At 72.7% G+C, this 8,976-nt stretch carries 6 protein-coding genes; 4 read left to right on the forward strand and 2 right to left on the reverse strand.

The genetic code is table 11. The features are described from left to right. The first annotated feature begins 34 nt into the window (after positions 1 to 34). From OJ997_RS26095 to OJ997_RS26105, 3 genes are read left to right on the forward strand one after another with little or no spacing between them, the layout of a single operon-like run. Complete coding sequence (locus tag OJ997_RS26095) at positions 35 to 754, forward strand: alpha/beta fold hydrolase (protein WP_270028228.1); 720 nt, start codon at positions 35 to 37, stop codon at positions 752 to 754. After that, positions 754 to 1,722: an alpha/beta hydrolase gene (locus tag OJ997_RS26100; protein ID WP_270028229.1), complete on the forward strand. Its 969-nt coding sequence runs from the start codon at positions 754 to 756 to the stop codon at positions 1,720 to 1,722. The genes OJ997_RS26095 and OJ997_RS26100 overlap by 1 nt, the downstream gene beginning before the upstream one ends. Then, positions 1,719 to 1,937 (forward strand): hypothetical protein, encoded by a 219-nt coding sequence (locus OJ997_RS26105; RefSeq protein WP_270028230.1) that lies wholly within the window; start codon positions 1,719 to 1,721, stop codon positions 1,935 to 1,937. The genes OJ997_RS26100 and OJ997_RS26105 overlap by 4 nt, the downstream gene beginning before the upstream one ends. Here OJ997_RS26105 and OJ997_RS26110 read toward each other — a convergent pair. Both OJ997_RS26110 and OJ997_RS26115 read right to left on the reverse strand, forming a co-directional pair. After that, entirely contained in the window at positions 1,931 to 6,430 is a 4,500-nt protein-coding gene (locus OJ997_RS26110) for a family 78 glycoside hydrolase catalytic domain (RefSeq protein WP_270028231.1), read from the reverse strand. The two genes, OJ997_RS26105 and OJ997_RS26110, sit on opposite strands and share 7 nt — an antisense overlap. A 49-nt stretch (positions 6,431 to 6,479) precedes the next feature. Continuing rightward, the gene (locus OJ997_RS26115; protein ID WP_270028232.1) at positions 6,480 to 7,331 is read right to left on the reverse strand and encodes an alpha/beta fold hydrolase; all 852 of its coding nucleotides are present in this window, start codon (positions 7,329 to 7,331) and stop codon (positions 6,480 to 6,482) included. A 55-nt stretch (positions 7,332 to 7,386) separates the two neighbouring features. Between OJ997_RS26115 and OJ997_RS26120 the strand changes: the two genes are divergently transcribed. Continuing rightward, positions 7,387 to 8,976: AfsR/SARP family transcriptional regulator (locus tag OJ997_RS26120; RefSeq protein ID WP_270028233.1), on the forward strand; the 1,590-nt coding region annotated here is incomplete at its 3' end.

Below are 8,976 nucleotides of genomic sequence, written 5' to 3' on the forward strand. Positions count from 1 at the left end.
GCGCATGCTCCATTCGACCGAAAGGGTCCCCACCATGCGTCCCACTGTCGTGCTCGTCCACGGCGCGTTCGCCGAGTCCTCGAGCTGGAACGGCGTCCTCGCCCGGCTCAGCGAGGCCGGCCTCCCCGCCGTCGCGTTCGCCAACCCGTTGCGCTCGGTCGCCGCCGACGCCGAGGCGCTCTCGGATCGTCTGCGCACGATCGACGGCCCCGTCGTGCTCGTCGGCCACTCCTACGGCGGCATGGTCATCACCAACGTCGACCAGAGCGCCGCGGAGATCGTGGCCGCGGTCTACGTGTGCGCGTTCGCGCCCGACCTCGGCGAGTCGGCCAACGAGCTCGCCGCCAAGTTCCCCGGCAGCACGCTGGCCGAGGCGCTGGAGCCGGTCGCGCGCGGCGACGCCGGCGAGACCGACCTGTACATCACCAAGGCGCGCTTCCACTCGCAGTTCTGCGCCGACGTGAACGGGGACACGGCAGCGCGCATGTACGAGACCCAGCGCCCGATCACGCTCGAGGCGCTCCAGGAGCCTTCCAGCGACGAGCGCTGCCTGTGGAAGGACGTGCCGACGTACTCCGTGGTCGGCGCCGAGGACCGCAACATCCCGGCCGAGACGCAGCGCTTCATGGCGGGGCGTGCCGGCGCGCGTCGCACGCTGGAGCTGGCCGACGGCTCGCACGCCGTGGCCGTCGCGCAGCCCGGCCCGATCGTCGAGGTCGTCCTGGAAGCCGCGGCCGCCCCGGTGGCGAGCTGATGTCCGTCACGCCCACGCACGCGCCCGTCGTGCTCGAGCCCGAGTCGCAGGCGTTCGTCGAGGCCACCGCGAACCCGCCCTACCTGTACGAGCTCACCCCGGACGAGGCCCGCAAGGTCCTCGACGACGTGCAGGCCGCGCCGATCGACAAGCTGCCGGTCGACGAGCAGTGGATCACCGTCTCCGCCGCGGTCGGCGACGTGCGCGTGCGGATCGTCCGCCCCGCCGGCGCGACCGGCACGCTCCCGGTGATCCTCTACATGCACGGCGGCGGCTGGGTGCTCGGCAACGCCGGCACGCACGACCGGCTCGTGCGCGAGCTGGCCGTCGGGGCGCACGCCGCGCTGGCGTTCGTCGAGTACGACCGCTCGCCCGAGGCGCGCTACCCCGTCGCGATCGAGCAGGGCTACGCGACCGCGCGCTGGATCACGGCCGAGGGCGCCGCACACGGACTCGACGCGACCCGGATGGCCGTGGCGGGCGACTCCGTCGGAGGCGGCATGACCGCCGCCCTCGCGCTGATGGCCCACGACCGCGGCGACGTGCGGTTCGTCCAGCAGTCGATGTTCTACCCCGTCACCGACGGCGCGCAGGACACCGGCTCCTACGCCGAGTTCGCCGAGGGCTACTTCCTCCTGGCCAAGTCGATGGCGTGGTTCTGGGACTGCTACTGCCCGGACGCCGAGCAGCGCCTCGAGCCGTACGCGTCCCCGCTGCGCGCGAGCGACGAGCAGCTCGCCGGGCTCCCGCCTGCGCTCGTGATCGTCGACGAGGCCGACGTGCTCCGAGACGAGGGCGAGGCGTACGGCGCGCGACTGCGCGCGGCGGGCGTGCCGGTCACGACCGTCCGCTACGACGGCATCACGCACGACTTCATGATGCTGACGCCGCTGGCGAACACGCACGCCACGCGGGGCGCCGTCGCCCAGGCCATCACCTTCCTGCGCGCGGCGCTGCACGGATCATGACGCTCATCCACGTCGTGCTCACCGGGCCCGAGGAGGCCTACGACAACCACGTCGAGCTGTGGTGCGGTCACGACCAGCTCGGCGTGACCGTCCTGCACGAGGGACGGCTGCACCTGCGGATCGACCCACGGCCGGACGGGCAGCCGTGGCTCGTGGACACCACGAGCCTGGCTGCCGGCCTGACCGAGACCGCCGAGCGGATCGCCGCCTACTGAGCTGAGTACGTCCAGACGTCGGCGATCGACGGGTCGTAGAACGCCGGGTCGTCCTGGTTCTCGAACTTGATCCGGACCTTGGCGGAGGTGGCGAGGGTGGCCGGGACCACGTACTCGTAGGTCTCGGTCCCGCCGCCGCCCTTCGAGAAGGTCCGCAGGAAGGCCTCCTTGCCGTCGACGTAGACCTTGTAGCGCTTGGTCTGCGCGCGGTCGTAGGTCTCGATGACGCGCAGCACGAACGGCTGGTTCGGGACGACCGTGGCGTCGAACTCGAACCACGAGAACGGCGTCAGGTGGCCGGCGTAGCGGCGCGTGAGGCCGGCCTCGGGGCTCGTGCCCGAGGAGGGCGCGGCGGTGAGGCCGTGCGCCTGCTCGGACGCGCTGTTGCCGAGATCGATCCGGTCGTACGGGGTGGTCGGGAGCGGGGCGAGCTCGACCCGGGCCGTGGTCGAGCCGGTCGCGAGGTCACCGCCGAACGTGCTCGTGAGCGTGACGGTGGTGGTGGATTGATCGGCGTTGCGCGGGACGGCGACGGTGGTGGTCACGGTGAGGTCGCCGGTGGCCGGGATCGTGACCGTCTGCGCGGCGGGGGCCGTCCAGCCGGCGGGGACGTCGACCTGCAGCGCGCCGGTCGCCGGGGTGCGGCCCGCGTTGCGCAGGGTCGTGGTCACGGTGAGGGTGCCGCCGGGGCGGACCGGTGTGGGTGCGGCGGTGACCGAGGCGATCTCGATCGCCGAGACGACCTCGACCTCGATGGGCGCGGCGACCGTGACCGTCGCGCGGTCGAACACGTAGGACACGCGAGCGGTGCCCTTGACCGTGCCCGGGCGCTGGTCGGCGGGGACGGTGAGGCTGAAGCGGCCGGTGCCGGTCGCGCGCGGACGCAGTTGCGAGGCGATCCGGGCTTCGGCGGGACGTGGCGTCCACGTGTCGAGGCCGGTGAGCTTCGCGCGCACGTCGCCCACGGTGGCGCGAGGTCCGTTGGCGACGGTGACGGTCGCGGTGAGCTCGTCGCCCGGCCGCACGGGCGCCGCGGTGGCGTCGCCAGTGGGCGTCGTCGTCGCCGGCTCCAGCGTCGCCGTCGCGCGCACGTCCAGCGCGTCGGAGATCGCGACGCCAAGGGCGTCGCGCACCGTCGTGAGCTCGCCGCGCACGTCCTCCAGCTCGCGCAGGGCGTCGGCGAGGCGTTCCGCCGCATCCGTGATGTCGCCGGAGCGCAACTCCTTCAGCGCTTTGAAGGCGTCGTCGCGCGCGTCCTGCAACGCACGGCGGTCGCGGCCGGTGGCGGTGGTGAGCGCGGCGTCGATCGCCTCGATCGCCGTGCCGACCAGGGCCTGGCGCTCGTCCGCGACGAACGTGTAGCGGCCGGAGCCGACGGTCACGTCCACGGTTCCTTCCCGCTTGATCGCGGACACCGGATCGCCGCTCTCGGTGACCGCGTAGACGTTGGCCGCGGGCACCTTGACGGTGGCGGTCGAGCCCACGGGCACGTCCACGCGCAGCTCGAGCGCGCGGCCGCGCGTGCGCCAGTCGCTCTTGACCGGGCCGTACGGGGTCTGCGTGCTCACGCGCGCCCACTCGAGGTCGCCGGTCACGGCGGGCGCGATCGTGACGTCGCGGTAGCCGGTCGTCTGGGAGGCCGTGATGCCGCCGACGTGGTGGAAGAACCAGTCGTCAACCGTGCCGAGGAAGTAGTGGCCGCGCGAGCGCGCTTCGAGCGCCCAGTGCTCCCACATGCTCGTCGCCCCGTTCTCGATCATGTAGCCCCAGCTCGGGTAGTTCGTCTGGGTCGCGAGGGTGAGCGCGAGGTCGGCGTGGCCGTGCTCGGTCAGGACGGGCAGCAGGTACTTGGTGCCGAGCACGCCCGTGTTGAGGGTGTCGCCCTTGGCGCGCACATCGGCGGCGATGCTGTCCACGACGCGCTGCACCTGGTCGGTGGGCGCGAGGCCGAAGGCCACGGCGAGGACGTTGTGCGTCTGCCGGTAGCCGCGGTCGCCGGAGCCGCGATAGAAGCCTGCCGTCGCGTCGAGGAACCGTGCGTTGAACGCGGCCTTGACGGTCTCCGCGCGGGCCGCGAAGTGGGCGACGTCGGCGGGCTTGTTCAGCTGCTGCGCGCTGCGCTCCAGGCTCCGCAGCATCGCGTACAGGTACGCGGTCGCGGAGACGCGGAGGTCCTCCGGCGCGTTCCCGCCCGCCGGGCTCGCCTCCGGGCTCACCCAGTCACCGAGGCGGGCGTTGTTGACGATGCCGCCGGTGGAGGTGTCGAACTCGAGGTCGACGTACTTGCGCATGCCGTCGTAGAGCTCCGTGAGCGGACGCTTGTCGCCGCCGTACTGGTTCAGCCACTCGGGGATGAAGACGTAGGCCGAGTGCCACGGCGGCGCGATGCCCCACACGCCCCAGTTCCCGGAGCTCGGCGCGATCACGAGCGGGCGGCCGTTGGGCTCGCGCGTCTCGTGCACGTCGCGCATCCACTTCGCGAACAGCTCGTGGACGTCGAAGTTCAGCGTGAACATCTCGGCGCCGACCGCCGCATCGCCGGTCCAGCCGTTCTTCTCGAACATCGGCGTGTCGGTCGGGATGCCGTGGAGGTTGTTGAGCATCGTGTCCACGACGGCCTTGTGGGTGCGGTTCATCAGCTCGCTCGAGCTGGTGAACTGGCCCGTGGTCGGGACGTCGCTGTGAACGGCCTTGGCGGTGAACGCGGACAGCGGCGGAGGTGTCGCGCCCGGCCAACCCGTGACCTCGATGTACTGGAAGCCCTTGTAGGAGAACCGCGGCGCCCAGCGTTCGGGCTTGCCGGTGCCCGCGAGGATGAAGCGGTCGGTCTGGAAGCCCGACTGGAAGCCGCCGTTGTTGGAGAAGTCCGGGCGGCCGTTGGCGAGCAGCTTCTCGCCGTGCTGGGCGCGGATCGTCGTGCCCGCCGGCCCCGTGACCGTGTACTCGACCCAGCCCGCGAGCACGCGCGGGAACTTGACGACGTAGACGCCGGGTGCCGGCGTGGTGATCTCGGTCGCGGGGAGGGATTCGGTGACGCGGATCGGCTGCTGGCGCTGGTTGACCAGCACGCCCTTCGGGCCGGGGGCTTCGGTGGCGGGGCGCCAGGTGGGCGAGGTGGCGGCGACGCGCGCGTCGTAGGTCTCGCCCGCGTAGAGGTCGTCGAACACGGTCGGGCCGTCGGCGATCTGCCAGTTCTTGTCGGTGATGACGTCCTGGGTCTTGCCGTTCTCGTATTCGATCCGGAGGCGGGCCTTGACGACGGGCTCGTCGTGCCACGGCGGGGATTCCCAACGCCAGACGTTCCCGCCGGTCATGCCGTAGAAGCCACGGCCGAGCTGGGCGCCGAGGTTGTTCGTCCCCTGCTTGAGGGCCTTCGTGAGGTCGGCCGTCGCGTACTGGACGGTGTCGTCGTAGTCGGTGAAGCCGGGGCTCAGGACATCCTGGCTCGCGGGTTTGCCGTTGACGCTGAAGTCGGCGTAGCCGCCCGCGGCGTAGAACAGGGTCGCGTTGCGGATGCGGCCGTTGACGGTGAAGTCGCGGCGGAGCAGCGGCGCGGGACGGGCGGCGTCACGCGGGGTGCGGACGTTGCGGCCCCACGGACCCGAGCCGTACGCGGCCTGGGTGACCGCGTTGCCCCACGCGCTGTCGTCGAAGGCCGGGTTCGCGAAGTCGTCCGGGAAGGTCTTCGCGGCCTTCCACGTGGTGTCGGTGGTGAACGTCTCGGTGCTGCCGTCCGCGTACGTGACCTTGATCGTCGCGAGCAGGCCGGCGGGTGAGTTCGGACCGTTGTTCGTGCGGATCGCGATCACGTTGCGGGTCGGCTCGAGGCTCGTGAAGAAGCGGCGCGCCTGCTGCCACTCGTTCTCGGCGCCGGTCGTGCTGCCGAGCTCGCGGCCGTTGACCGAGAGGCGGTACAGGTCGTCGGCGGTGATCGCGATCTCGGCGGAGACGGCCGTCTTGGTCGACGTGAGCGTCTTGCGGAACGCGCGCGGCTCGGCGGGGGCGACGGGGGTGGTGGCCTCGGGCGTCCAGATCCACTGCGCGCCGTCGAACGAGGGCGGCGCGGACGGGCGCTCGTTGCCGATCCACTTGCTCTGCGCCCAGTCCGCGTCCGTGTACAGGCCGGTGCGGAAGGACGATTCCTCGGACGCGCTGCCCCGGTTGGTGAGCACGTCGACGCGCCACTCGTAGCGCGTCGCCGCGGTCAGCTTCGGGCCGGTGTACTCGATGTCGTGGGAGGCGTCCGAGCGCTGGAGGCCGCTGTCCCAGACCGTGCGGTGCCCGCTGGTCAGGCGGACCCGGTACGCCTTCTGCTCGACGTCACGCGCGTCGGACTCGATCACCCACGAGAACCGTGGGCGCTCGACGTCGATCCCGACCGGTTTGGCCTTGCGCTCGACCTCGAGATCGTCGAGGCCGACGCGGTTGTGCGCACTCGCGGGCGCAGCGATCCAGAGCATCGCGACGAGCGCGACCATGACGTACCTGTGCATTCTCTCCCCCTGCACCCGTCAAACGATCAGTACCGCGCGGAAGGTACCACTACTTCGGACTAGATGTGCGCAGAACGTCCGTGATCAGCTGCGGGTCGGACTCCGCCATCCAGTGGCCGGAGGTGACGGTGCGGTGGTCGAGGTCCGGCGCCCACGCGCTCCAGAGCGCGACGGCGTCGTAGCCGAGCGCGGCGCCCCAGTCCTGCTGGACGACGGTGACGGGCATGTCGAGGGTGACGTTGTTGTCGCGGTCGTGTTGGTCATGCTCGATGTCGATCGTCGCGGAAGCCCGGTAGTCGGCGACGATCGACGGGATCGCGTTGCGGCTCGCCTCGAGGTAGGCATCCCGGATGTGCGGCGCGAACGGCGCCGTGCCCCAGGCGTCGAGGAAGTACGCGAAGAACGCGTCGGGCGCGCCGGCGATCAGCGTCTCGGGCAGGCCGGGCGGCTGCGCCATCAGGTACAGGTGGAACGCGACGGCGGCATTCGCGCCGTGCAGGACGTCCCACATGTCGAGCGTGGGCAGCACGTCGAGGATGGTCAGCCGCGTGATCCGGTCGGGATGGTCCAGGCCGGCCCGGAAGGCGACGAGCGCGCCGCGGTCGTGGCCGGCGAGCTCGAACTCGTCGTGGCCGAGCGCCTGCGCGAGGTTGACGATGTCCTGCGCCATCGTGCGCTTGCTGTAGCCGTCGGCGGGCTGGCTGGAAGCCCCGTACCCGCGCAGGTCGGGGCAGATCACCGTGTGCGTCTTCGCCAGCGCGGGCGCGACAGCGCGCCACATCAGGTGCGTCTGCGGGAACCCGTGCAGCAGCAGGAGCGCGGGCCCGCTGCCACCGATCGCCGTGTGCAGGTGGACGTTCTCGGCGACGCGGACGTCGCGATATTCGAAGCCGTCGATCATGCGCCGCAGGCTGGCGCCAGGCGATCAACATCCGATCAGCAAGACTGAGAGTTCAATGCCGGTCGAGTTCGGAGTGCTGGGGCCGGTCGTGGCGTGGAACGACGCGGGCGAACGCGTGGCGCTCAAAGGCCCGCGGCACCGCGCGGTGCTCGCGCGGCTGATCGTGGCGCGCGGCGCGGTCGTGCCGGTCGAGCGGATCGTCGCCGACCTGTGGCCCGCGGACCCCCCGCCCCGAGCGGTCGGCGCGGTGCGCACGTTCGTCAGCGACCTTCGCCGCGCACTGGGCGAAGACCGCGCCGTGCTCGTCACGGACGGCCCCGGGTACGCCCTGCGCCCGACGAGTGGCGCGAGTGGCGCGGCCGGCCCCTGGCGCTTCGAGGCGGCGGTCGGCGCCGTCGACGCGTGGCGGTTCGAGGCCGCCGTCGTCGCGGCGGCCGACTTGCCGAGCGAGGCGCGGTTGGCGCGGCTCCTCGAGGCCGTCGGCGCGTGGCGCGGGCCGGCGTTCGCCGAGCTCGACGACTTCGACTGGGCGCGGGTCGAGCGCGCGCGGCTCGCGGAGTTGCGGCTGCATGCCGTCGAGTCGGTCGCCGACGCGCGACTGCGGCTGGGTCTCGCGGCGGACGCGGTGCCCGACCTCGACGCGCACGTCGCCGCGCATCCCTGGCGCGAGGAGGGCTGGCGGCTGCTCGCGCTCGCGCTCGCCGGGAGCGGTCGGCGCGGTGACGCGCTGTCCGTGCTGCGCCGCGCGCACGTGCAGCTCGTCGAGCAGCTCGGCGTCGAACCCGGGGAGCCGCTGCGGAACCTGCAACAGGAGCTGCTGGCCGGCGCGGAACCACCGACCGCGGGGGTGGACGCGGTGTGGGCGCGCGCGGCCGCGGCCTACGACCGTGAGGTCGGTGCGCGAGCGCGGGTGCGGCTGGAGTCGACGGTCGGGCTGCTGCGCACGCTCGCGGTGACGGGCGGAGGCGGCTTGGCCGAGGCGCGCACGCACCGGCTCGCGGCGATCGCCGCCGCCGAGGAGCTGGGCGATCCGCTCCTGACCGCGCGGGTGATCGGCGCCTACGACGTGCCGGCGATCTGGACGCGCTCCGACGACCCGATGCACGCGGCCGCGATCGTCGCCGCCGCCCGGCGCGCGCTGCTCGCCGAGGTGCCGGACGCGGTGCGCGCGCCGCTGCTGGCGACGATCGCGCTCGAGTCGCGCGGAACCGGCGACGCGTCGGCCGAGGCCCGCGAAGCCGAACGGCTGGCCCGCGCGCTCGACGATCCCGCGCTGCTCGCGTTCGCCCTCAACGGCGTGTGGATGCAGTCGTTCGACCGCTGCGGCCTCGCCCCGCGCCGCGACGCGATCGGCGCCGAGCTGCTCACGCTCGCGACCCGCCACGACCTCCCCTCGGTCGAGGTCCTCGGCCACCTCATCCGCATGCAGGCCCGCGGCGCGCTCGGCGACTTCACCGGCGCCGACGAGCACGCCGCGGCCGCCGACCGCCTGGACGCACGCCACGACCGTCCGCTCGTCGCCGTGTTCACCACCTGGTACCGCGCGATGCGCACGGCCGCAGCCGCGCCGCCCGCCACGCTCTCGGCCGCCGCGTCCCCGGACGGGGCGCCGCCGCCCGTCGCGTCGCCCGCCACGCCGCCACCC

It is taken from the genome of Solirubrobacter phytolaccae, from assembly GCF_027587195.1.
GTDB lineage: Bacteria > Actinomycetota > Thermoleophilia > Solirubrobacterales > Solirubrobacteraceae > Solirubrobacter > Solirubrobacter phytolaccae.